19 protein-coding genes are annotated in these 23701 nt (G+C 66.1%); 12 read left to right on the forward strand and 7 right to left on the reverse strand.

The annotated features are described in order from the left end of the window. Nucleotides 1-31 precede the first annotated feature (31 nt). The 4 genes from ACIPHN_RS11445 to ACIPHN_RS11460 are packed head-to-tail and all read right to left on the reverse strand — an operon-like array spanning nucleotide 32 to nucleotide 3577. Complete coding sequence (locus ACIPHN_RS11445; protein ID WP_400436188.1) at nucleotides 32-874, reverse strand: GntR family transcriptional regulator; 843 nt, start codon at nucleotides 872-874, stop codon at nucleotides 32-34. A 30-nt stretch (nucleotides 875-904) separates the two neighbouring features. Next, nucleotides 905-2134 (reverse strand): amidase, encoded by a 1230-nt coding sequence (locus ACIPHN_RS11450; protein WP_400436190.1) that lies wholly within the window; start codon nucleotides 2132-2134, stop codon nucleotides 905-907. Nucleotides 2135-2161: 27 nt separating this feature from the next. After that, nucleotides 2162-3124: a polysaccharide deacetylase family protein gene (locus ACIPHN_RS11455; RefSeq protein ID WP_400436192.1), complete on the reverse strand. Its 963-nt coding sequence runs from the start codon at nucleotides 3122-3124 to the stop codon at nucleotides 2162-2164. Between the two features lie 9 nt (nucleotides 3125-3133). Next, entirely contained in the window at nucleotides 3134-3577 is a 444-nt protein-coding gene (locus tag ACIPHN_RS11460; protein WP_400436194.1) for a nuclear transport factor 2 family protein, read from the reverse strand. Nucleotides 3578-3825: 248 nt separating this feature from the next. On the opposite strand from ACIPHN_RS11460, the gene ACIPHN_RS11465 reads away from it, so the two are divergent. The 12 genes from ACIPHN_RS11465 (at nucleotide 3826) to ACIPHN_RS11520 (ending at nucleotide 21690) form a co-directional block, all read left to right on the forward strand. Continuing rightward, nucleotides 3826-5010 (forward strand): ABC transporter substrate-binding protein, encoded by a 1185-nt coding sequence (locus ACIPHN_RS11465; protein ID WP_400436196.1) that lies wholly within the window; start codon nucleotides 3826-3828, stop codon nucleotides 5008-5010. 55 nt (nucleotides 5011-5065) lie between these two features. Then, the gene (locus ACIPHN_RS11470) at nucleotides 5066-5944 is read left to right on the forward strand and encodes a branched-chain amino acid ABC transporter permease (protein WP_400436197.1); all 879 of its coding nucleotides are present in this window, start codon (nucleotides 5066-5068) and stop codon (nucleotides 5942-5944) included. Continuing rightward, a complete protein-coding gene (locus ACIPHN_RS11475; RefSeq protein ID WP_400436198.1) occupies nucleotides 5941-8520 on the forward strand; it encodes an ATP-binding cassette domain-containing protein in 2580 nt (859 codons plus the stop codon). Before ACIPHN_RS11470 ends, ACIPHN_RS11475 begins: the two co-directional genes overlap by 4 nt. A 10-nt stretch (nucleotides 8521-8530) precedes the next feature. Then, complete coding sequence (gene hpxZ / locus ACIPHN_RS11480; RefSeq protein ID WP_400436200.1) at nucleotides 8531-8932, forward strand: oxalurate catabolism protein HpxZ; 402 nt, start codon at nucleotides 8531-8533, stop codon at nucleotides 8930-8932. A 77-nt stretch (nucleotides 8933-9009) separates the two neighbouring features. After that, nucleotides 9010-10593: a gamma-glutamyltransferase family protein gene (locus ACIPHN_RS11485; protein ID WP_400436201.1), complete on the forward strand. Its 1584-nt coding sequence runs from the start codon at nucleotides 9010-9012 to the stop codon at nucleotides 10591-10593. 338 nt (nucleotides 10594-10931) lie between these two features. Continuing rightward, nucleotides 10932-13046 carry a diguanylate cyclase domain-containing protein gene (locus tag ACIPHN_RS11490; RefSeq protein ID WP_400436202.1) on the forward strand — a complete coding sequence of 705 codons (2115 nt, stop codon included), beginning with the start codon at nucleotides 10932-10934 and terminating at the stop codon, nucleotides 13044-13046. A 284-nt stretch (nucleotides 13047-13330) separates the two neighbouring features. Then, nucleotides 13331-13420 carry a K(+)-transporting ATPase subunit F gene (kdpF, locus tag ACIPHN_RS11495; RefSeq protein ID WP_017452361.1) on the forward strand — a complete coding sequence of 30 codons (90 nt, stop codon included), beginning with the start codon at nucleotides 13331-13333 and terminating at the stop codon, nucleotides 13418-13420. A gap of 1 nt (nucleotide 13421) precedes the next feature. Further along, nucleotides 13422-15203, forward strand: coding sequence for a potassium-transporting ATPase subunit KdpA (kdpA, locus tag ACIPHN_RS11500; RefSeq protein ID WP_400436204.1), 1782 nt, complete (start codon nucleotides 13422-13424; stop codon nucleotides 15201-15203). Between the two features lie 67 nt (nucleotides 15204-15270). Further along, the gene (gene kdpB / locus ACIPHN_RS11505) at nucleotides 15271-17466 is read left to right on the forward strand and encodes a potassium-transporting ATPase subunit KdpB (RefSeq protein ID WP_400436206.1); all 2196 of its coding nucleotides are present in this window, start codon (nucleotides 15271-15273) and stop codon (nucleotides 17464-17466) included. Between the two features lie 23 nt (nucleotides 17467-17489). After that, nucleotides 17490-18101: a potassium-transporting ATPase subunit KdpC gene (gene kdpC / locus ACIPHN_RS11510; RefSeq protein ID WP_400436208.1), complete on the forward strand. Its 612-nt coding sequence runs from the start codon at nucleotides 17490-17492 to the stop codon at nucleotides 18099-18101. A gap of 91 nt (nucleotides 18102-18192) precedes the next feature. After that, entirely contained in the window at nucleotides 18193-20949 is a 2757-nt protein-coding gene (locus ACIPHN_RS11515; protein ID WP_400436210.1) for a DUF4118 domain-containing protein, read from the forward strand. A gap of 9 nt (nucleotides 20950-20958) precedes the next feature. Further along, nucleotides 20959-21690 (forward strand): response regulator, encoded by a 732-nt coding sequence (locus tag ACIPHN_RS11520; protein WP_400436211.1) that lies wholly within the window; start codon nucleotides 20959-20961, stop codon nucleotides 21688-21690. A gap of 6 nt (nucleotides 21691-21696) precedes the next feature. Here the strand turns inward: ACIPHN_RS11520 and ACIPHN_RS11525 are convergent, their stop codons facing one another. From ACIPHN_RS11525 to ACIPHN_RS11535, 3 genes are all read right to left on the reverse strand, one after another. Then, nucleotides 21697-22269, reverse strand: coding sequence for a hypothetical protein (locus tag ACIPHN_RS11525; RefSeq protein ID WP_400436213.1), 573 nt, complete (start codon nucleotides 22267-22269; stop codon nucleotides 21697-21699). 94 nt (nucleotides 22270-22363) lie between these two features. Then, entirely contained in the window at nucleotides 22364-22771 is a 408-nt protein-coding gene (locus ACIPHN_RS11530; protein WP_400436215.1) for a hypothetical protein, read from the reverse strand. A 44-nt stretch (nucleotides 22772-22815) separates the two neighbouring features. Beyond that, on the reverse strand, nucleotides 22816-23679 hold the full coding sequence (locus ACIPHN_RS11535; protein WP_400436217.1) for a TorF family putative porin: 864 nt from the start codon (nucleotides 23677-23679) through the stop codon (nucleotides 22816-22818). Nucleotides 23680-23701: the final 22 nt, after the last annotated feature.

Genomic DNA, 23701 nt, shown 5'->3' on the forward strand with positions numbered 1-23701 from the left:
TTCTGCCACGCCAACGCGGTGACTATTCCGACTATTCCATCCCCAGCATGCGCGCCAGGCTGTTGCCGCTGTTTGCGCTGACCAGGTGGATATGTTCCTCCAGCGACACCAGGTGAGCGTCCATGGCCGCCACGGCGCCGTTGACATCACCCCGCTCGATCAGGTCCACGATGTGGGTGTGCTCGTCATGCTCGCAAGCCGCATAGCCGGCCGGCTCATGTAGCGCCACGATCAGCGAGCAGCGTGATACCAGCTCGGCCAGGTAGCGCTGCAGTGTCCGATTGCGCGACAACTCGGCCACCCGCATGTGGAAGGACGAGGCCAGCCTGGCCCAGTGCGTCTGCGCATAGCTGTGCATGACGGCATGTTCTTCCTTGAGTTGCCGGCGCAGCCTGGCCAGGTCGGCGCGGGTGGCGTTCTGCACGGCCAGCCGCATGATGGCCCCTTCCAGCGCGCGACGTGCCTCGAAGATCTCGCGCGTCTCTTGCGGCGTGGGCATGGCCACCACCGCACCGCGATTGGGACGCAGCTCGACGATGTGCTCGTGCGCCAGCTTCTGCAAGGCCTTCTGCACCACCGTGCGGCCCACGCCGAACAGTTCGCACAGCGCTGCTTCGGGCAGCTTGGTGCCGGGGGTGAGGCGCTGGCTCATCACGCTGTCGAACACCGTCTGGTAGATGCGGGCGATGATGTCGTCGCCGCTGTCGCCATCGATCTGCAGGGGCGGCAGTTCGGTCAGCGCGTCATGACGCACGCGTGGCCGGCCTGCGCCGCTGCGACGAGGCTGGGCTGATGGCGCGGCAGCAACGGCAGGCGTGGACTTGGCGCTACGCGGAGTGGACTTTGCGGGTTTGCGGGCAGGGGTGTCGCTCATTGTCTTGTCGATGGATGGATCGCGGCGGGTTCAGCGTGCGCCGGCCTGCAGCGCGCGCCAGATCCGGGTCGCCAGGCCGATCAGGGCCAGGTCGCTGCCGGCCGGGCCCAGCAATGATACGCCGATCGGCAGCCCGGCGGGAGTCGTAAAGGGCAGACTCACCTGCGGCAAGCCGGCCAGTCCGGCCACGCAGGTGAGCCGGAACGTGCGTGCGCGTATCTGGTCGATCTCGCCGGCCGATGCCGTGCGCAGCGGCGCCACGCTGGAGGCCGAGGGCATCACTGCCACGCCGTCCGGTCCCAGCAGCGAGCGCACGCGATGGCGTACCAGGTCCTGTTCCCGGCGTGCGGCCTGGGCGGTCTCGGCGCTGGTGTCGCGGGCCATGTCCCAGCGCGCCTGCACCGCCGCACCGAAGCGCGGTTGCGTCGTGCTGATCCAGTCGCCATGGGTCTGCCAGGCATCGTAGGCGGAGGCGCTGATATAGGCCCGGCGCCAGTTTTCCAGTGCGCCTTCCTCGCCCCCCAGGCGCATGTGCTCGCCCGGCATGAGCATGCGCAGCGCATCGTAGACCTGGTGGATGGCCGGGTGGAAGTCCGGGTCGGCCAGTTCCAGGGCGTCGAAGGGCAGCAGCGCGCGACGCAGCTGCACACCACCGGTCTGCGGCAGCAGCACCTGTCCCACGCGTTCGAAGACGGCAGCGTCATGGGCCAGCCAGGTGACGGTATCGAAATCGGGGCACAACGGCGCCATGGCGCTGCAAGGCAGGAGGCCGAAGGTGGTGCGCAGGCCCCAGACGCCGCAATAGCTGGCTGGCACCCGGGTCGAGCCACCGGTGTCGGTGCCCAGCGCGAAGTCGCATAGCCGCGCGGCCACGGCCGCTGCCGAGCCGCTGGAGGATCCGCCCGGCACGCGTCCCGGTGCGGCGCTGTTGACCGGGGTGCCGTAGTGATGGTTGTCGCCGTGGATGCTGTAGGCCAGTTCATCGGTGAGCGTCTTGCCCACCAGGGTGGCACCGGCCTGCAGCAGTTGCGCCACCACCGCATGGTGACGCGTGGGTTGTGCATGGCTGCGCAGCCAGTCGGGATTGCCCGCGCCGGTGGGATGGCCGGCCACGTCGAAGAGGTCCTTGGCGGCGAAGCGCAGGCCGGCCAGCGCACCGGTAGTGGCGCCGGCGATGGTGAAGCGCCCGTGCGGCACGAAGGCGCCCACAGAATCGTCGATGACGGGGGATGTGGTAGATGCGGCAGATGCGAGAGTCAAGCAATTCTCCAGGGATAGGGATGGATGTCAAAAGGGCTGGCGCAGTGCTTCCAGCGTATCCACGTAGTCGCAGATGGCGCCGGGCGTGGTGAACCAGACCTGGCCACGGTCGCGCGCGGCGGCCAGGTGTTGCAGGGCATGGCGCAGGTGGCGCAGGCGATAGGGCTGGCCCACCAGGTAGGGATGCAGGGCCACGCCCATCACCAGCGGCTGTTGCTCTGCCTGCTCCAGCATCTCGTCGAAGTTGTCGACGATCATGCGGGCGAAGTCACGGCCATCCATCTGGCGCGCCACGATCATGGGGATGTCGTTGAGCTCCTGCGGATAGGGGATGGACCACAGCGTCTGGCCGCTGCGGGTGTGCAGGCGCACCGGCTGGTCGTCGTGCGCCCAGTTGAGGGTGTAGCGGTAGCCGCTCTCCTGCAGCAGGTCAGGGGTGACCAGGCTCTCCGAAATCCAGGGCGAGAGCCAGCCAGTGGGCGTGCTGCCGCTCCCGGCGGCGATGCGCTGGCGGCAGTGGCGCAGCAGGGCGGCTTCCTGCGCTTCGGGCAGCGTGCCTTGCTGGTGGGCGTTGGTGTGGCCATGGCCGATCAGCTCGTCACCGCGCGCGGCGAAGGCCGCCACCAGGTCGGGGCAATGATCGTAGAGCGCGGTATTGATCAACACGCCGCTCGGTAAGCCCAGTTGCTCGAACAGGTCCAGGCAGCGCCAGGCGCCGACCCGGTTGCCGTATTCGCGCCAGGCATGGTTGAGCACGTCGGGCTCGGGACACGCCGGCCCCAGCCGCGCGCCCAGTCCCTGGCCGAAGGCGAAGTGCTCGATGTTGAAGCCTAAGTACACCGCCAGCCTGGCGCCGTTGGGCCAGCGGTATTGCGGGCGGCGGTGGATGGCCGAGTAGCCGAAACGCCCGTGCGTGGGCAGGGGGGCGTAGCCGGGTTGGGCGTCATCGCGGCCCAGGGTGGCATCGGGTGGCAGGATCGTCGCTTGCATGCCGTCCCCTTAAAGTTCGGCCAGGCCGGCACGCGCCAGCAGGCGCTCGGCACTGTCGTTCCACACATCCATCTGCACGATCAGGCCGTGGCGGATCACATAGCGGTCCACATAGCGATTGCCCTCGAAGGCCAGGCCATCGGGCCAGACACCATGGAGCGTCCCACGGTTGTAGACGATGGCTTGCTCAACGCTGGCACCGGCCACTACCTCGGTGCCTTCGAAACGCTTCTTGACCCAGCCATAGCGTTCGGCATTGAAGGCCGCGCACTGTGCCGAATCGATCATCTCGCGCCCGCCGGTGAAGCGGATCTTCAGCTCCGGCGAGACGAAGCGCCTGGCCGCCACCGGATCGGGAATCATCAGCACGCGCAGGTATTCGTCCACCAGCGCGGCGGGATCGTAGGGCAGGTCGGTGGCCTGCGCGGTGATTGATGATGGTGCAGCGTGCATCATTTTCTCCATGTCCTGCACAATGATTGTGCGTTATTGATGTCAAGTTGGATAAGTAATCGCTGGCAATAATGATTAATAAATGCTGCGTATATAAGAGCAATATTGTCGGCAAAAATTAAACGGAATTGCTGCGCTTGGCATAGCCCTTGCATAAGTCATGCCGGGCAAAGCATGCCAACCACCTGGAAGGCATTTCACGGGCAGCAGCCGGCGAAATGCGTTCCGCCAACCTGGAGGGAAGTCAAATGATCCGTTTCACTCGCCGTACCCTGATCGCCGTCGCCGCAGCGACCGTTGCCGCCACACTGTCGCCGTTGGCCCTGGCCGCCGATACCATCAAGATCGGCCTGGTCACGGCGCTCTCGGGCCAGTCGGCCCAGGCCGGCGAAGCCCTGACCCGTGGCATGAGCATCGCCATCGACGAGATCAACGCCAAGGGCGGCCTCTTGGGCGGTCGCAAGCTGGAACTGGTGCGTCGCGATGACGAAGGCAATCCGGCCAAGGGCGTGGTGGCTGCGCGCGAACTGATCTTCAAGGAAAAGGTGGCGGTGCTCTTCGGCGGCCTCGATACGCCGGTGTCGATGGCCATCGTGCCCATCGTCAACCAGGAGAAGGTGCCGTTCGTCGGCCCCTGGGCTGCCGGCACCGGTGTGACCAGGAATGGCGCCAATCCCAATTTCGCCTTCCGTGTCTCGGCCGTGGATGAACTGGTGGACAAGGCCATGCTGAACTACGCCCAGAAGACCTTCAAGAGCAGCAAGGCCGGCCTGATCCTGGTCAACAATCCCTGGGGCGAATCCAATGAGAAGGGCATCACCGCGGCACTGGCCGAGAAGGGCCAGAAACCGGTGGGCGTGGAAAAATTCGAGGCCAGCGATGTCGACCTGGTGCCGCAACTGAGCCGCCTCAAGGCCGCTGGCGCCGACACCCTCTACCTGGTGGGCAATGTCGGTCCCTCGGCGCAGGTGGTCAAGTCGCTCGACCGCATGGGCTGGAAGGTACCGGTGGTCTCGCACTGGGGCCCGGCCGGTGGCCGCTTCACCGAGCTGGCCGGACCGAATGCGAAGAACGTCCACTTCGTCCAGACCTTCAGCTTCTTCGGCAAGCTCTCGCCGGTGGGCGAGAAGGTGGTGGCTGAACTCAAGGCCAAGTATCCCGCCATCAAGGGACCGGACGACATCACGCCGGCCGTCGGTGTGGCCAATGCCTACGACGGCATGCAGCTGGCCGCGCTGGCCATCGCCAAGGCTGGTTCCACCCAGGGCGATGCCATCCGCGAGGGCTTCTACAAGATCGATCGCTACGACGGCCTGATCAAGAGCTACGTCAAGCCCTTCAGTCCGAGCGTGCATGACGCCTTGCAGGCCGACGACTACGTCTGGGCGCAGTTCATCGACAACCGCATCCTGCCGGTCGGCCTGACCCAGTAAGACCTCATCCACACAAGAAGTGCGCCGCCCGCCGTGGCGGCGCCAGGAGAACACGATGCTGCTGTTGTCGGCACTGATCAGCGGATTCGGACTGGGTAGCATGTACGGTCTGATGGCGCTGGGTTTCACCATGACGTATGCCGTCTCCGGCACCGTCAATTTCGCGCAGGGCAGCTCCATGATGCTGGGCGCAGTCCTGTGTTTCACCTTCGCCCAGACACTGGGCTGGCCGATGTGGCTGGCGGTGCTGCTGGCGCTGGCCGCCTGCGCGCTCTATGGGGTGCTGGTGGAGGTGCTGGCGGTGCGTCCGTTTGCGCGCCAGGGTTCCAATGCCTGGCTGATGTCCACCGTGGCGCTGGGCATCGTGCTGGACAACCTGGTCCTGCACACCTTCGGCAAGGAGCCGCGCAGCCTGCCGTCGCCGCTGGCGCTGTCGTCGATCGAACTGGGCGGCGTGGGGCTGGGCGTGTATCCGCTGCACCTGCTGATCCCGGCCATCGGCCTGGTCCTGGCGGCGCTGCTGCATACGGTGCTGCGGCACACCCGCTGGGGCAAGGCGCTGCTGGCGGTGGTGCAGAACCGTGATGCGGCGCGACTGATGGGCATCCCGATCACGCGTGCCATTGCCGCCGCCTACGCCATCTCGACCGTGCTGGCGGGTGTGGCCGGCGTGCTCATTGCGCCGCTCTTCAACGTCAACGCCGACATGGGCACGCTGTTTGGCCTGAAGGCCTTCGCCGTGGCCATCCTCGGTGGCATCACCAGCGCCTGGGGCGTGATGATCGCCGGCCTGCTGTTCGGCATGGCCGAGGCGCTGGTCACGGCCACGCTGGGTTCCGGCTATACCCAGATGATCAGCTTCGGGCTGGTGATCGTGGTGCTGGCTCTCCGTCCCAATGGCCTGTTTGGCCGCGCACAGGTGAACAAGGTATGAACCGTCTTCCGCATTCCATTACCCGCACGCTGCACGCTGGCACCGCTCCGGTGGCGGCAGCGCGCAGTCCCCTCAGGCTGGGCCTGGGGACGCCCGCTGCGCTGGGCATGTGCGCACTGGGCCTGATCGCCGTGGCTACCCTGGCCCTGTCGGTGAACAGCTACTACGTCTTCGTGCTGGCCGGCATTGCGCTGATGGCCATCGTCGGCATCGGCCTCAATGTGTTGATCGGCCTGACCGGGCAGGTCTCCTTCGGTCACGTCGGCTTCTATGCCGTGGGCGCCTATACGGTGGCCATCCTCACCACCCGGGCCGGCTTGTCGTTCTGGCTGGCCTGGCCGCTGGCAGCGGTGGTGGCGGGCGCCCTGGGGGTGCTGCTGGCCTTGCCGGCCCTGCGCGTGAAGGGGCCTTACCTGGCCATGATCACCATTGCCTTCAGCTTCATCATCCAGCACGCCATCATCGAATGGCGCGACGTCACCGGCGGCCAGAACGGCATCATGGGCCTGGTGGCGCCCTCGGTGGCCGGTTTGCAGGGCGAGCGTGCCATCGCCATCCTGGCCCTGGCGAGCATGGCCGTGGTGCTGGCCGGCTATTGCTGGCTGGCGCGTGGCAGCTGGGGCGCGGCCATGCGTGCGGTGCGCGACAGCGAGACCGCCGCCGAGTCGATCGGCATCAATCCGCTGGTGGTCAAGACCGTTGCCTTCGCCGTCTCGGCCGCGCTGGCGGGGCTGGCCGGCGGCCTGTTCGCGCCGCTGTCGGGTCTGGTGACGCCGGACACCTTCAGCTTCATGCAATCCATCCTCTTTGTCCTGGTGGTGGTGCTGGGCGGCTCCGGTTCCATCCTGGGGCCGCTGATTGGCGCCGTGATCGTGGGCGCCTTGCCCGAACTGTTGGCCAGCCTGGAAGACTATCGCCTGCTCTTCTTCGGTGCCTTGCTCCTGCTGGTGCTGTGGATTGCGCCCGATGGCGTGACCGGCTTGCTCTCACGAGGGCTGGCGCGTTGGCGCAAGCCGGTGACGGACTTGCCGTCGGGCGTCTCGGAGGACGCCCAAGCGCGCGAAGACGCCTTGCCGCAGCGCGCCCGTCGCAGCCTGTCGGTCGAGGGACTGACGATGGTCTTCGGCGGCGTGCGGGCGGTCAGCGAGCTCGGCTTTGCCGTGCCGGGGGCGGCCGTCACCAGCCTGATCGGCCCCAATGGCGCGGGCAAGACCACGGCGCTGAACATGCTCTCGGGCTTCTATCGCCCCAGCGCCGGTCGTTTCGCCCTGGGCGGGACGGAACTGGCGGGATTGCCGGCCTTTCGCATCGCCCGTCATGGCGTGGCCCGTACCTACCAGACCTCGCAACTGTTCGGCAGCCTGACGGTGGCCGACAACGTGGCGCTGGCCTGTAGCCGGGGCCGCCTGGGAGCGCTGCTGTCGGCGCGCGGTTTCGTCGCGCCCGCCGTGCGCGAGCGCAGCCGTCGTCTGCTGGACTATTGCGGTTATCGCGGCGCGAGCGACATTGCGGCGGCCGACCTGGCCCACGTTGATCGCCGCCTGGTAGAGATCGCGCGGGCGCTGGCCGCCGATCCCGATGTGCTGCTGCTGGATGAACCGGCCGCCGGTCTCTCCCGCGAGGACAAGACCCGGCTGGCGCAACTGTTGACGCGCATCGCCGCCAGCGGCATCAGCGTGGTGGTGGTCGAGCATGACATGGAACTGGTGATGCAGATCTCCAGCCGCATCGTCGTGCTCGATGCCGGTCAGCGACTGGCGATCGGTACGCCCCAGGAAGTGCAGAACGATCCGGCGGTGCGCAAGGCCTATCTGGGTGAAGGGGCAGAGCAGGCGCCGGTGGCCACCCGCACACCGGTGGCGGGCGCGGCCGAATTGCTGGGCGTGGGCGAGCTGGTCACCGGCTACGGTGCCGAACCGGTCCTGCATGGCATCAACCTGCAGGTCAGGCAGGGCGAGATGATTGCGCTGCTGGGGGCCAACGGCGCCGGCAAGTCCACGCTCATGCGTGCCCTCGCCGGGCTGCACCGGCCGGTGCAGGGCGGCATCCATGTCGATGGCGTGAACCTCATGCACCTGCGCGCCGAGCAGATCGTGCGCCAGGGTGTGGTGCTGGTGCCGGAAGGACGACAGGTCTTCCCGGAACTGTCGGTGCTGGACAATATCCGCCTGGGCGCGTTTCTTTATCCACAGGACGTGGAGACGCGCGTGCAAGAGATGCTGGGACGCTTCCCGCGCCTGCGCGAGCGATTGCATCATCGCGCCGGCCTGCTCTCGGGTGGCGAGCAGCAGATGCTGGCCATCGCGCGCGCGCTGATGACGCGACCGCGTGTGCTGTTGCTGGACGAACCCTCGCTGGGCCTGGCGCCAAAGGTGATCGCCGAGCTCTTCGCCGCGCTGGACCAGTTGCGCCGCGAGAACATGACCATCGTGCTGGTGGACCAGATGGCCGCGCTGGCGCTGTCGCTGGCCGACCGTGCCTATGTGATCGAAGGCGGGCGCGTGGTCGCGCAGGGCAGTGCCGCCGAGATCGCCGCCAATGACGCATTGGCCCGGGCCTACCTGGGCGCACACTGAGGAGCCGCACATGGAACCGACCACGCCCTTCGACATCAACCTGCCTGACGTACTGGCCGAAGTTCGCCATGCCTTCGAGCGTTACGAAGTCGCACTGACCACGAATCAGGTGGAGGTGCTGGACGAACTCTTCCTCGACGGACCGCACACGCTGCGTTATGGCGCCACCGAAAACCTGATGGGTTTTGATGCGATCCGCGCCTTCCGTCAGGGACGCTCTCCCAAGAACCTGGAGCGCCGCCTGCACCACACCGTCATCACCAGCTATGGCCGGGACTATGCCGTGGCCAATACCGAGTTCACACGGGAGGGCGAGCCACGCATCGGGCGCCAGAGCCATACCTGGCTGCGCCTGCCGCAAGGCTGGCGCATCGTGGCAGCGCACGTATCGTGGATGGATGATGGTTTTTGATGGTCGCCTGAAAGCGGCTCCATCCGCAGGTATCATCCCAGCACCCATCACAAGACAAAAATCATCAGGAGTCATTCATGTTGTATAGCAAGACCTGCCTGGGCGGAATGGTCAGCGCCCCCCATCACCTGGCCGCGCAAGCCGGCGCCCAGATCCTGCGCGAAGGCGGCAACGCGGTGGAAGCCATGGTGGCTGCCGCCGCCACCATCGCGGTGGTGTACCCGCACATGAACGGCATCGGCGGCGATGGCTTCTGGCTCATCAGCGAGCCGGGCCGCGAACCGGTGGCCATTCGCGCCTGTGGTCCGTCGGCAGCGCTGGCGACACGCGACTTCTATGCCGCGCATGGCCATGGCGCCATCCCCACCCGGGGACCGCATGCGGCATTGACGGTGGCCGGTGCCGTTGGCGGCTGGGCGGCGGCGCTCAGGCACGCACAAGGCTTCGGTCGCGCGTTGCCGCTGCCGGTGTTGCTGGCCGATGCCATCACCCACGCCAGGCGCGGCGTGCCGATCACGCGCTCGCAGCATGAATTGACCCGTGACAAGTGGGACGAACTGAAAGACCAGCCCGGCTTCGCCGCCACCTATGCGGCCCAGGGCATCCCCGCGCAGGGCGCGGTGCTCAAGCAGGCCGCGCTGGCGGCCAGCCTGACGCGCCTGGCCGAGGCCGGGCTGGACGACTTCTATCGCGGCGACCTGGCCGCAACCCTGGCCGCAGGTCTGGAAGCGGCGGGCAGCCCCTTGCGGCGCAGCGACCTGGAAGCCTTCCATGCCCAGCAGGTGCAGCCGCTGATGGTGCAGTTGCGCTCGGGCCGCGTCTACAACCTGCCGCCGCCGACCCAGGGCGTCTCGGCGCTGATGATCCTGGGCCTGTTCGATCGTCTGGGCGTGAGCCAGGGCGAGGGCTTCGATCACATCCACGGCCTGGTGGAAGCCACCAAGCGCGCCTTCATCCTGCGCAACCGCCACGTCACCGATCCGGCCCACATGCGCGTGGAGGCCGCCGACTGGCTGCTGGCCGAGGCGCTGCAGCAGGAGGCTGCCCACATCGACATGCAGCGGGCCGCCCCCTGGCCGCATCCGGCCAAGCCGGGCGACACCATCTGGATGGGCGCGGCCGATGCCCAGGGGCGGGTGGTCAGCTACATCCAGAGCATCTTCTGGGAGTTCGGCAGTGGCGTGGTGCTGCCCGATACCGGCATCGTCTGGCAGAACCGTGGCGCCAGCTTCACCCTCGACGATGGCGCCAACCAGTTGCAACCGGGCAAGCTGCCCTTCCATACCCTCAATCCCTCGCTGGCCCGCCTGGACGACGGCCGTACCCTGGCCTACGGCACCATGGGCGGCGAAGGCCAGCCGCAGACGCAGGCAGCGGTCTTCACCCGCCATGTGCTGTTCGGCCAGAACCTGCAGGCCGCCGTGAGCGCGCCGCGCTGGCTGCTGGGACGGACCTGGGGCGATGTCTCCACCAACCTCAAGCTGGAAGGCCGGATCCCCGAGGCCACCGTCGAGGCCCTGCGCCGTGCCGGCCACGATGTGCAGGTGGTGGACGACTACACCGACATGATGGGTCACGCCGGGGCGGTGTGCGTGCATCCGGATGGTGTCATCGAAGGCGCGACCGATCCGCGTGCCGATGGAGTCTGCGCGACGGTGTAGGCAGGGCGCTGGTCAGGCAGGGACAAAAGAACGGCGGGGGATCCAGAATCACTCGCCGTTCTTTTTTCTCGCAATACGGGAATTATGTTCGGACTCTCTATCAGGACTCTGAACAGATGTGCAACATCGTCGACAATTGTGCGAAGAATTCGTGATTTTCTTTTGCTATGGCAAAAAATATCTCGTGGTTTTTCGGGAAAGTCGATGAAAAACCATAGGTGTTCTGGCAAGATGCCGAGTTACCTACACGGTTCACAGGGGAGCCGTCATGCATCCAGCCGTATTGCTGCACTTTGTCTGAATTGATTAAGAAAAAAAGCCCATCGCCGCCGAATCTGTTGTCCCTGATTACGCTGGGGGTGGTTATTACCGTGCTCATCACGACCGTGTCGGTGCTGATCCTGGTGGATCAGTTCACCCGCGGTTACGCACGTGCCGAGGTCGAGACCCGTCTCAAGCAGCTGGCCTGGCAGATGCAGGATGCGCTGGAGCGCGGCATGGCCGAGCGCGAGATCGACATGCGCCTGCTGGTGGCCCGTCCCTCGGTGCGCGCCGCCAAGGACCTGGACCGGGTGCGCCGCGTACTCAATGAACTGCAGACCAACGTCCCCCATTACGCGTGGATCGGCATGGCGCGTCCCGACGGGACCGTGCTGGTCGCCACCAATGGCTTGCTGGAAGGACAGAGCGTCGCCGAGCGACCCTGGTTCAAGGGCGGGCAGAAGGACGCTTACTCGGCCGACTATCACCCGGCCATCCTGCTGGAAAAGAAGCTGCCGGTGCAGGCCGAGCCCTGGCGCTTCGTCGACATCGCCGCACCGGTGCTGGACATGGAAGGGCGCTATATCGGTGTGATGGGCATGCACCTGTCCTGGGGCTGGGCGCGCGAGATTGCTGCCAAGCTGCTCGATCCGACCGGCAACCGCTACGACGTGGAAGTGCTGATCGTGCGTTCCGATGGCGTCGTGCTGCTGGGCCCCAAGGGTCTGGAAGAGACGGTCATCAATACCGAGAGCTTCCGCGCCTCGCAGAGCGCCGGCACCGGCGGCTCGACGGTGGAGACCTGGCCGGATGGACGGCGCTACATGGCCGGCTATTCGCGCACCGGGCAGGATTCGGGCATGAAGCTCAAGTGGAGCGTCATCGTGCGCCAGCCCGAGACGGTGGCGCTGGAAGCCTTCCGCGACCTGGAGCGCCGCGTCATCCTGGTGGGTGCGCTGACCGGGGCGGTGCTGGTGATCCTGGCCTTCGTCCTGACGCGACGCCTGGTGGCCCCCATCAATGCGCTCTCGGCGGCCCTGGAGCAGCGTGCCTCCGGCCTGCATGAAGTGACGATCCCGCTGGTCAACAGCTATCGCGAAATCCAGCTCCTCTCCGCCACCCTGGTCAGCATGGTCGAGCGCGAGGAGAGTTACCTGCGTGAATTGCGTTCGCTCAACGAAAGCCTGGAGCATCGCGTCGCCGAGCGCACCAGCCGCCTGCACGAGACCGCCACGGCGCTGCAGCAGTCCCTGGACAAGCAGCAGGCCAACCAGATCCAGCTGGAAGAAAGCGCGGCCGAATTGCGCGCCATCCTGGAAAACGCCCAGGATGCCTTCATCGCCGCCGACGAACACGGCCATGTGGTGGAGTGGAACCGCCAGGCCGAGCTGCTGCTGGGCTGGCCGCGCGGCGAGGCCATGGGACGCGACATGGCCGGCCTGATCATCCCGCCCGACATGCGTGCTGCGCACCATCGTGGCATGGAACAGTTCCTCAAGGATGGCACCAGCGTGGTCATCAACAACCGTATCGAGTTGCAGGCCCTGCACCGCGACGGCCACGAACTGCCCGTCGAGATCACCGTCGGCCACGTCAAGCGCCAGAGCGGCCACCTGTTCATCGCCTTCCTGCACGACATCACCGAGCGCCTGGCCTTCCGCGACCAGATGCGCGAGCTGGCCCTGACCGATGTGCTGACCAGCCTGCCCAACCGTCGTGCCTTCAGCGACCGCCTGCCCGAAGGCATGATGCGCGCGCGCCGCGCCCACCAGTTGCTGGCGTTGTTCTTCATGGACATCGATGGCTTCAAGGCCATCAATGACCGCTATGGGCATGAAGCCGGTGACGAATTGCTGGTCGAGTTCGCGCGGCGCCTGCAAGCTTCGGTTCGCGATGTCGATACCGTGGCGCGCCTGGCCGGCGACGAATTCGTGGTGATCCTGGAAAACCTGCACTACCAGTCCGATGCCCTGATGGTGGCCGAGAAGATCCTCCATACCATCCGCGAACCCTTCCAGTTGACGCACTCTACCGTCAACGTCTCCAGCAGTATCGGCGTGGCCGTCTACCTGCCCGACCAGGATGGCGAGATCGGGCCGGAAGAACTGCTCTCCATGGCCGACAAGGCCATGTACGCCGCCAAGCGCCTGGGCAAGAACCGCATCGAGCTGGGCAAGGTCACCGACGCCTGAGACGATTCGTCTCGCGGTGGCGCAGCCGGTGCATCGTTTACGTCCCGCGTTTACGTCTTGTTTACACCCCCTCCCCATAGTTTTATCCAGATTTAACGCCGCGCCCTCTATCGTTTGACCGTCTCCGCATCCGTCCCCGGAGCGGAACGAACAACGTCAACAATGGAGTGGGAAATGTGGCAAACGGACTTTCTCTATATGGGCATGCTGCTCTTGTGCGGCATCGCCATGTGGGCCTTCATCGCCCTGTGCAGCCGCCTGGAGCGGCAGGAAGGCGAAAAGAAATGAACCTCATGTATCTGCTGGGCCTGGTCGTCTCGATCGCCCTGTTGCTGTACCTCGTGTACGCGCTGATCAAGCCGGAGGATTTCTGACATGGACGGCAACAACACTTTCCAGCTCGGCCTGTTCCTGGTCGTGCTGCTGGTGCTCTCGCTCCCGCTGGGCTGGTACATGGCCCGCGTGATGGAGGGCAAGTCGCGCGTGAACCGTTTCTTTGGCGGTATCGAGCGCATCTTCTATCGCCTCTGCGGCATCAGCGGCGAGGCCGAGATGGACTGGAAGCAGTACGCCATCGCGGCACTGCTGTTCAACTTCATCGGCCTGGTCTGTACCTACCTGATCCAGCGCGCCCAGCAATGGCTGCCGCTCAATCCGCAGGGCCTGCCCAACGTCAGCGCCGACTCCTCGTTCAACACTGCCATCAGCTTCGTGGCCAATACCAACTGGCAAGGCTATGTCGGTGAATCGACCATGAGCTACCTGAGCCAGATGGCGGCGCTGGCGGTGCAGAACTTCTTCTCGGCGGCCACCGGCATTGCCATCGCCTTCGCGCTCATCCGCGGCTTCGCTCGCCACAGCAGCAAGGGCATCGGCAACTTCTGGGTCGACATGACGCGCAGCTCGCTCTATGTGCTGCTGCCGCTGTCGGTGATCTTTGCGCTGGTACTGGTGCAGCAGGGCAGCATCCAGAACTTCCGTCCCTACCAGGACGTGAAGACGCTGGAGGTGACCAACTACACCATTCCCAAGCTCGATGCCGCCGGCCAGCCCCTGAAGGATGCCAAGGGCGAACCCATCACCGAAGCCCAGAGCACCGATCGCCAGACCCTGCCGATGGGTCCGGTGGCCTCGCAGGAAGCCATCAAGATGCTGGGTACCAATGGTGGTGGTTTCTTCAACGCCAATTCGGCCCACCCCTATGAGAACCCGACGCCGCTGACCAACTTCCTGCAGATGCTGGCCATCCTGATCATCCCGGCGGCGCTGTGCACCAGCTTCGGCATGCTGGTCGGTGACCGTCGCCAGGGCTGGGCGATCCTGGCCTCGATGACCATCCTCTTCGTGGTGATGGCGGCGACGCTGCTGTACTTCGAGTCGCAACCCAATCCCATGCTGGCCTCGCTGCATGCGTCCGGTCCCGGCATGATGGAAGGCAAGGAAACCCGCTTCGGCATCACCGCCTCGGCACTCTTTGCCACCGTCACCACGGCGGCCTCATGCGGTGCGGTCAATGCCATGCATGACTCGCTCTCGCCCATGGGCGGCCTGGTGCCGATGCTGCAGATGCAGCTGGGCGAGGTGGTCTATGGCGGTGTCGGCGCGGGCCTGTACGGCATGCTGATCTTCGCGGTGCTGGCGGTGTTCATCGCCGGTCTCATGATCGGTCGCACTCCTGAATACCTGGGCAAGAAGATCGGCGTGTTCGACATGAAGATGATGTCCATCGCCATCCTGATGACACCGGCCCTGGTGCTGATCTTCACCGCCATCTCGGTGATGGTCGAGAGCGGCCTGGCCGGCATCGCCAACCCGGGTGCGCATGGCTTCTCGGAAATCCTGTACGCCTTCAGCTCGGCCGCCAACAACAACGGCAGCGCCTTCGCCGGCCTGTCGGCCAATACGCCCTACTACAACATCACCACCGGCATTGCCATGTGGCTGGGTCGCTTCGGCATCATCGTGCCGGTGCTGGCCATGGCCGGTTCGCTGGCGGGCAAGAAGCGCCTGGCCGCTACCTCCGGCACCCTGCCCACGCATGGCCCGCTGTTCGTGGCGCTGCTGATCGGCGCGGTGATTTTGGTGGGTGCCTTGACCTACGTCCCCGCCCTGGCCCTGGGCCCGGTGGTGGAACACCTGCAGATGATGGCGATGTAATTGAATGATGGATTCCATCGCCGCCCGCTGTGGCGCGGCGATGGAGCAACCCGCAATGGAAACCGACATGACTACCCCTTCCAGCAATATCCCGTCAGCTCCCCGCAATGCGGCGGACGACCTGACTCCCCCGGCCGCCCAGACCGCGCGCTGGATGTTCGATCCCAAGATCGTCAAGCCGGCCCTGGCCGACTCCTTCCGCAAGCTCTCGCCGCGCGTGCAGTGGCGCAATCCGGTGATGTTCGTGGTCTATCTCGGCAGTATCCTGACCACGCTGCTGTTCATCCAGGCACTGGTGGGCAAGGGCGAGGCGCCGGCCGGCTTCATCTTCGCGGTGGCCGCGTGGCTGTGGTTCACGGTGCTCTTCGCCAACTTCGCCGAAGCGCTGGCCGAGGGCCGCAGCAAGGCCCAGGCCGCCGCCCTGCGCGGCGTCAAGAAGAGCGTGATGGCCAAGAAGCTGCGTCGCGCCGATCACGTGCGCGGTGATGGCATGAACATCACCGCCAGCCAGTGCGACATGGTCGAGGGCGGCACCTTGCGCAAGGGCGACCTGGTCCTGATCGAAGCCGGCGATACGGTGCCTGCCGACGGTGACGTCATCGAAGGCGTCGCCACCGTGGACGAGAGCGCCATCACCGGCGAATCGGCCCCGGTGATCCGCGAATCGGGTGGTGACTTCTCGGCCGTCACTGGCGGCACCCGCGTGCTGTCGGACTGGATCGTGGTGCGCGTTTCGGTGAACCCCGGCGAAGCCTTCCTGGACCGCATGATCGCCATGGTCGAGGGCGCACGTCGCCAGAAGACCCCCAACGAACTGGCCCTGACGCTGCTGCTGGTGGCCTTGACGCTGGTGTTCCTGCTGGTCACGGTGACGCTGCTGCCGTTCTCGCTGTTCTCGGTCACCGCCGCCGGTGCCGGTGCGCCGGTATCGGTGACGGCCCTGATCGCCCTGCTGGTGTGCCTGATCCCGACCACCATCGGCGGCCTGCTCTCGGCCATCGGCGTGGCCGGCATGAGCCGCATGATGCAGGCCAACGTGATCGCCACCTCCGGCCGTGCGGTCGAGGCCGCCGGTGACGTCGACGTGCTGCTGCTGGACAAGACCGGCACCATCACCCTGGGCAATCGCCAGGCCTCGTCCTTCCTGCCGGCGCCCGGCGTGTCCGAGCGCGAACTGGCCGACGTCGCCCAACTGGCTTCGCTGGCTGATGAAACCCCGGAAGGCCGCAGCATCGTGGTGCTGGCCAAGAACCGCTTCAACCTGCGTGAGCGCGAGATGGCCGGCCTGGGTGCGGAATTCATCCCGTTCTCGGCCCAGACCCGTGTTTCGGGGATCGACCTGGCCAATCGCCGCATCCGCAAGGGCTCGGCCGATGCCATCCGCAAGCTGGTGCGCTCGGCCGACCAGCGCCTGCCGTCCCAGGTGGAGAACGATATCGACGCCATCGCCCGCCGTGGCGGTACGCCCCTGGTGGTCATCGAGTGGCATGCCGAGGCCGCCGTCATCAACAATGGCGCGCCCCTGCGCATCCTGGGCACGGTGGAGTTGAAGGACATCGTCAAGGGCGGCATCAAGGAGCGTTTCGGCGAGCTGCGTCGCATGGGCATCAAGACCATCATGATCACCGGCGACAACCGCCTGACGGCCGCCGCGATCGCCGCCGAAGCCGGTGTCGATGACTTCCTCGCCGAAGCTACGCCCGAGCAGAAGCTGGCCCTGATCCGCCAGCACCAGGCCGAGGGCAAGCTGGTGGCGATGACCGGTGACGGTACCAACGACGCTCCCGCGCTGGCCCAGGCCGATGTGGCCGTGGCCATGAACAGCGGCACCCAGGCCGCCAAGGAAGCCGGCAACATGGTCGACCTGGATTCCAATCCGACCAAGCTGATCGAGATCGTCGAGATCGGCAAGCAGATGCTGATGACGCGCGGCAGCCTCACCACCTTCAGTATCGCCAATGACGTGGCCAAGTACTTTGCCATCATCCCGGCCATGTTCGCGGCCAGCTATCCGCAGCTGGGTGCGCTGGATGTGATGCACCTGGCCAGCCCCAGCTCGGCCATCATGTCGGCGGTGATCTTCAATGCGCTGGTGATCGTGGCACTGATTCCGCTGGCCCTGCGCGGCGTGCGCTATCGCGCACTGGGTGCGGCCGTGCTGCTGCGTCGCAACCTGCTGATCTATGGCCTGGGCGGCCTGCTGGTGCCCTTCGTGGGCATCAAGCTGATCGACATGCTGCTGGCCGCCTTTGGCCTGGTCTGAACTTCTTACGCAAGGATTGCATCATGAAAACCTCGACTTCCAACCCGCTGCGCCCCGCGCTGATGCTGTTCATCCTGCTGGGGGTATTGCTGGGTGGCGTGTATCCGCTGGCCGTGACCGGCCTGGCCCAGAGCTTCTTCCCCAAGCAGGCCAATGGCAGCCTGATCGAACGCAAGGGCGAGCTGGTCGGCTCCGAACTGATCGGCCAGAACTTCACCAGCCCGGCGTATTTCTGGGGCCGTCCGTCGGCCGCCGGCACCTTCCCCAATAACGGCATGGCCTCCGGTGGCAGCAACCTGGGCCCGACCAATCCGGCCCTGAAGAAGGCCGCCGAGGATCGCGCCAAGTCCTTGCAGGACGCCGATCCCGCCAACAAGGGCGCCATTCCCATCGATCTGCTGACGGCCTCGGCCAGTGGTCTGGATCCGCACATCAGCCCCGCCGCCGCCGACTATCAGGCCGCCCGCGTGGCCCGCGAGCGTGGCGTGAGCGTGGACCAGGTCAGGGCCCTGATCCGGGGCAACAGCGAAACCCCGCAGTGGGGCCTGTTCGGCGAGCCGCGCGTCAATGTGCTCAAGCTGAACCTGGCGCTGGATGTGGCCGCGCCTCAGGTCAAGCAGGCCCAGAGCCAGTAGATCTCCGCCTCTCCAGGCCTGGCCGGTGGCACGCTGATCCCGTGCCGCCGGCTTTTTGCCACTACAATGCCTCATCACTGATACCCGTCCCATGAATACCCGCCCCGATCCCGACGACCTGCTGGAACGCGTGATGCGCGATGAAGAGCGCCAGGCGCGTGGCCGCCTGAAGATCTTCTTCGGTTTCTCGGCCGGCGTGGGCAAGACCTTTGCCATGCTGGAGGCGGCCCAGGCGCTGGCTGCGCAGGGCATTGACGTGGTTGCCGGCGTGGTCGAGACCCACGGCCGCGCCGAGACCGAGGCGCAACTGGCCGGCATCGCCCGCCTGCCCATGCGCATGGTGGCCTACCGCAACCGCCAGTTACCCGAGTTCGACCTGGATGCGGCGCTGGAGCGCAAGCCGGGCGTGATCCTGGTGGATGAACTGGCGCATTCCAACGTACCCGGTTCGCGCCACGCCAAGCGCTGGCAGGATATCGACGAGCTGCTGCGCGCCGGCATCGATGTCTATACTACTTTGAACGTGCAGCACATCGAGAGCCTCAACGACGTGGTCGGCCAGATCACCGGCATCCGCGTCTTCGAGACCGTGCCCGACCATGTCTTCGACGAAGCCGATGACGTCAAGCTGGTCGATATCCCGCCCGACGAACTGCTGACCCGCCTGAAGGAAGGCAAGGTCTACCTGCCGCAACAGGCCGAAAAGGCCGGGCGCAACTTCTTCCGCAAGGGCAACCTGATCGCCTTGCGCGAGATCGCCCTGCGCCGCACCGCTGACCGGGTCGATGCCGACATGCGGCAATACCGCGCCGACCGTTCCATCGCCCAGTTGTGGCAGGCGCGCGAGCGCATCGTGGTGGCCGTGGGCAGCGGCGCCGGCGAGGAACGGCTGATCCGCGAAGCGGCACGGCTGGCCGCCAAGCTGCAGGCAGAATGGCTGGCGGTCCACGTGGACCTGCCGCGCGACCGCCAGGCCATGTCCGCGCGCGAGCGTGTGGTGGGCTACCTGAAACTGGCGCAATCGCTGGGTGCGGAAACGGCCAGCATCAGCGGCGAGGACCTGTCTGCCGCGCTGCTGCAATTCGCCCGCAGCCGCAATGCCGGCAAGCTGGTGATTGGCCAGCAGGTGGGCGGCTTGCGACGCCTGTGGCGCTGGCCGCGCGGTACGCTGGCCCAGCGCATCGCCGGTTCCGGCGAAGAGATCGACCTCTACACGGTGGCGCGCAGCCGCTCGGCACGCATCAACGAGGACCGTGCCGCCGATAGCGCCGCCAGCGCTGCCGAAGCCTTGCTCACGCGCCGCCGTCGTACGCGCGGCACGCTGTGGGCGGTGGCCAGCTGTGCCGTTACCACGGGCCTGGCCTTCGTGCTGGATGGCAAGCTGCATCCGGCCAATGTCATCATGCTCTACCTGGTGGGCGTGATGCTGGTGGCCATGCGCTACGGGCGGTCGGCATCGGCGCTGGTGTCGGTGCTGTCGGTGCTGTCCTTCGATTTCTTCTTCGTCGACCCGCGCTTCTCCATCACGGTATCGGACGTACAGTATCTGCTGACCCTGGCGGTGATGCTGGCGGTGTCGCTGTTCATCAGTTCTCTGACCTCGCGCCTGCGCCGCCAGGCCAGCGTGGCCATGCAGCGCGAGGCGCGTGCGGCCAACCTGTACATGCTGGGCAAGGAATTGTCGGCCCTCTTGACGCTGGACCAGATCCTGGAAATCGGCCGCCGTCACCTGGCCGCCGTGTTCGGTGCGCGCATCGCCTTCTTCCTGCCCGACAGCGCCGACCAGTTGCGCCAGGCCGAGCCCGAGCAGGAGGGCAGCGGCGCCCACGTCCTGAGGAGCGTCGATGCCGGGGTGGCCCAGTGGGTCTACGACAACGGCCAGGCCGCCGGCAAGGGCACGGCCACGCTGCCCTCGGCGGCGGCGCTATACCTGCCGCTGACGGCCACCATGCGCACGCGCGGCGTGCTGGCCTTCGCCATCGAGGCGCCCAGCGAAGAGGAGCGGCAACTGGCCGCGGCCCAGCTGGCCCTGCCGGAGAACCGCCAGATGCTGGAGATCTTCTGCTCGCAGATCGCCATGGCCATCGAGCGATTGCACTACGCCGAGGTGGCCCAGGATGCGCTGGTGACGATGGAGTCCGAGCGCCTGCGCAACTCGCTGCTGTCGGCCATCTCGCATGACCTGCGCACGCCGCTGACCTCGCTGGTGGGCAGCGCCGATGTGCTGGCCGCCAATGCCCGGCTGGATGACGATGCCCGTGCCATGGCGCGCACCATCAGCGAACAGTCGCAGAAGATGGTCGGCCTGATGAACAACCTGCTGGACATGGCACGCCTGCAAGCCGGCGTGGTGACCCTGAACCGCCAGTGGAACGCCCTGGAAGAGTTGACCGGATCGGCACTGAGGTTGCTCTCCAAGGCACTGGAAGGGCGCCAGGTCGAGACCCGCATCGCGCCCGACCTGCCGCTGTTGCGGGTCGATGCGGTCCTGCTGGAGCGGGTGCTGGCCAACCTGGTGGAAAACGCCATCAAGTATTCGCCATCCGGCAGTGGCATCGCTATTTCCGCCCATGTCGAGGACAGCGATGGTTCGGCCCAGGTCAAGGTCTGCGTGAGCGACCATGGACGCGGCTTCCCGCCGGCTATGGCGCAGCATGCCTTCGAGAAATTCACGCGTGGCGACAATGAGTCCAGCACGCCGGGCGTGGGCCTGGGGCTGGCGATCTGCCGCGCCATCATCGAGGCGCACCAGGGCAGGATCTGGATTGCGCCGCAGGAAGCCGGGCAGGGCGCCACGGTCTGCTTCACGCTGCCGGTGGAAACACAACCGGCCCTGCCCGAGGAATAAGGAAACATCATGCAAGAACACGCCGGCAACATCGTCTTCATCGAAGACGACCCGCACATTCGCAAGCTGGTCAGGAGCGCGCTGGAACAGGAGGGCTTCATCGTCCACGAAGCCAAGACCGCCCGCGAGGGCGTCACCGAAGCCGGCACCCGCAAGCCGGACCTGATCATCCTCGACCTCGGCCTGCCGGACGGCGATGGCAAGCAGGTCATCACCGAGATCCGCAGCTGGAGCAGCGTGCCCATCGTGATCCTGTCGGCCCGCACGCAGGAGTCCGAGAAGGTCGAGGCGCTCGACGCCGGTGCCGACGACTACCTGGTCAAGCCCTTCGGTATGCCCGAGCTGCTGGCACGCATGCGCGCGCAGTTACGCCGCCATGCGCGGGCCGCCGGGGCCGGGCAATCCAGTGGTCGCTACCGGCTGGGCGAGGTGCTGGTGGACCTGCCGGCGCGCAGCGTCAGCCGCAATGGCCAGTCCGTGCACCTGACCCAGATCGAATACCGCTTGCTGGCGACCCTGCTGCGCGACGCCGGACGCGTCATCACGCACCGGCAATTGCTGGTGGCCGGCTGGGGGCCCTCGCATGCGGAGGATGGACACTACCTGCGCATCTACATGCAAAGGCTGCGCCAGAAGCTGGAGCGCGATGCGGCCCAGCCGGTGCATATCCTCACCGAGATCGGGGTGGGTTACCGGGTTGCCGAGGTCGTGGCGGAGAGTGTGGCTAGCAACGCTTCCTGAGATCGATCAGGGCCAGTCCAGCAGCGGCAGGCTCAGCGCCACCATGGCCACGCAGCCCAGGTTGAGCAGCAGGCGGTGGCGTTTCAGGATGAAGGAGAGCACACCGGCCCCGGCCAGGAACAGCACGAAATTCTGCAGGTACTGTGTGGCGGCGCTGGTCATTGATACGGCGTCGGCTGAGGCGTTGCCGGAGAGCTTCCAGGCGCAGGCCAATGCCGCCAGGACGGCGCAGTTGAAATAGGTATTGAGGGTGGGAAAGCCTTCCTCCAGGTGGTCGGAGATGCTCATGCTGGCGCAACGGTTGTCGCGATAGACTGCCTCCAGCCAGTGGCGTTCGCCGCGCCAGCGATGGAGGGTGGCGCCGTCTTCCTGCTGCTCCTGCGCATGGGGCGCGCCCAGCCGCTTGCTCAGCAATTCAGGCGTGCTGCCCATCCATTCGGCGGTCTGGGCGGCGCGGAAGCGCTGTTCCAGCTGGCGCGCCTTGCGGCGCCGGCCCAGTTGTCGCAGGGCCAGCTGGGCCAGGGCCAGGGAATTGAAGAGATAGATCCATTGCAGGATGGTGGCGTAGTCGGCTTGCATGCGCGGTTCGTGAGGCGATGGGGATGGGCGCATCTTGCCGTCCGCTGCCGCGCTTGTCCAGCATCGCTTGCATGCTCACTGTCGGGAAATGAACCTAAAGATCCCCCCAGATATCGATCTGCCGTCGTATCTCGCCATTGCTGGCGTCGCAGATGAAGAGCACCTCACGCAAGTCCTTGCGCACCACATAGCGGAAATACTGGCGGTCGCTGCGGGCGACGAAATCCTCGCTCTCTATCCTGCCATTGAAGACCTGGGCCACCTGGCGCCGGCAATCGGCGCGATGTTGCAGCGCCTGCCGGGACGGGCCGTAGTCATCCACGGAACGGTACGGCACCACTGCTTGCGTCAGTGGCGCCAGGCTGGCGCAGATCAGGAAGAGCAGCGCCGCCACCAGTACGGTGCGGTAGCGGCGCCGTTGCGCCGTGCGCAGGAACAGATGGCGAGGAGAGAGCGGATGCAGGCGCTCCTGCCCACGTTTCCAGTGAAGTCGGCTACGCATGATGATTGCCCCTCCTTGATGGCCATGTTCCCTGGGCGGGAGCGTCAGAAAGTCTTGTTCAGCGACAGCACCACCTGGCTACGCCCGATGTTCTTGCCGCGGATGGTATAGCCGGCGTCGGACGTATTGCTGCCGGTGTAGGCCAGCCCGAGCACATAGCCGGAGAAGTCGCGGGTGAGGCCCAGCTTCCAGTCGGTATAGGACAGTAGCGACGCGTTCGGACCGGTGTAGTGCTGGCGGCCGAGGTGGGCGATACCGGTGATGCCGGCGAAGAGTTCGTGGGTCAGGCTCAGGTCGGCATAGGTGCTGCCGCTGGTGCCGGCATTGCCGAAGGTATTGCCGGTGCTGTACGAATACTTGAAGGCGATCCACTTGGCATCCAGACCCAGGTAGACCTCGGTGGTGTCGGGCTTGGTCATGCCATCCGGATAGCTGCCCGGATAGGCGTAGTGCAGTACGCCGATATCGCCGTTGAGCCAGTCATTGAAGGTTGGCTTCCAGCCGCCGTAGATGTCCGCTTCCAGGCTGGCCGAGGCAGCCGGGTTGGTGTCGGAGATCCAGCTGATGTTGGAGAGCCAGACACCGGCATAGAGGCCGTTGTCATGGTTGAGATCGAAGCCGCCTTGCAGGGCCGGCTTCTCGTTGGTCTGGGTGGTGCCGCGGAAGACGTACTGGCTGACGATGCCGAGGTTGCCGGTCAGATGCAGGGCGGAGGCGTCGGTGGTGGTGGTGGCAGAGGCCGGGGCTGCTTCCTCGGCCTGGGCCGGGGCCACCACGGCGATGGCCAGCAGGGCGCCGGCGGCGGCCAGCGTGGCCATGCCGGCCAGTTGTGCGTGGCGCAGGCGGCGACGGCCCAGCGGGCCCTGTTGCAGTTCGTCTTGCTGTTCTTGTTGGGTACGGCGGTTCATGCTGGATGCTCCACGGGTTGAG

Origin of the sequence: Herbaspirillum sp. NPDC087042 (genome assembly GCF_044745245.1) — a bacterium.
Classification (GTDB): Bacteria; Pseudomonadota; Gammaproteobacteria; order Burkholderiales; family Burkholderiaceae_D; genus Herbaspirillum.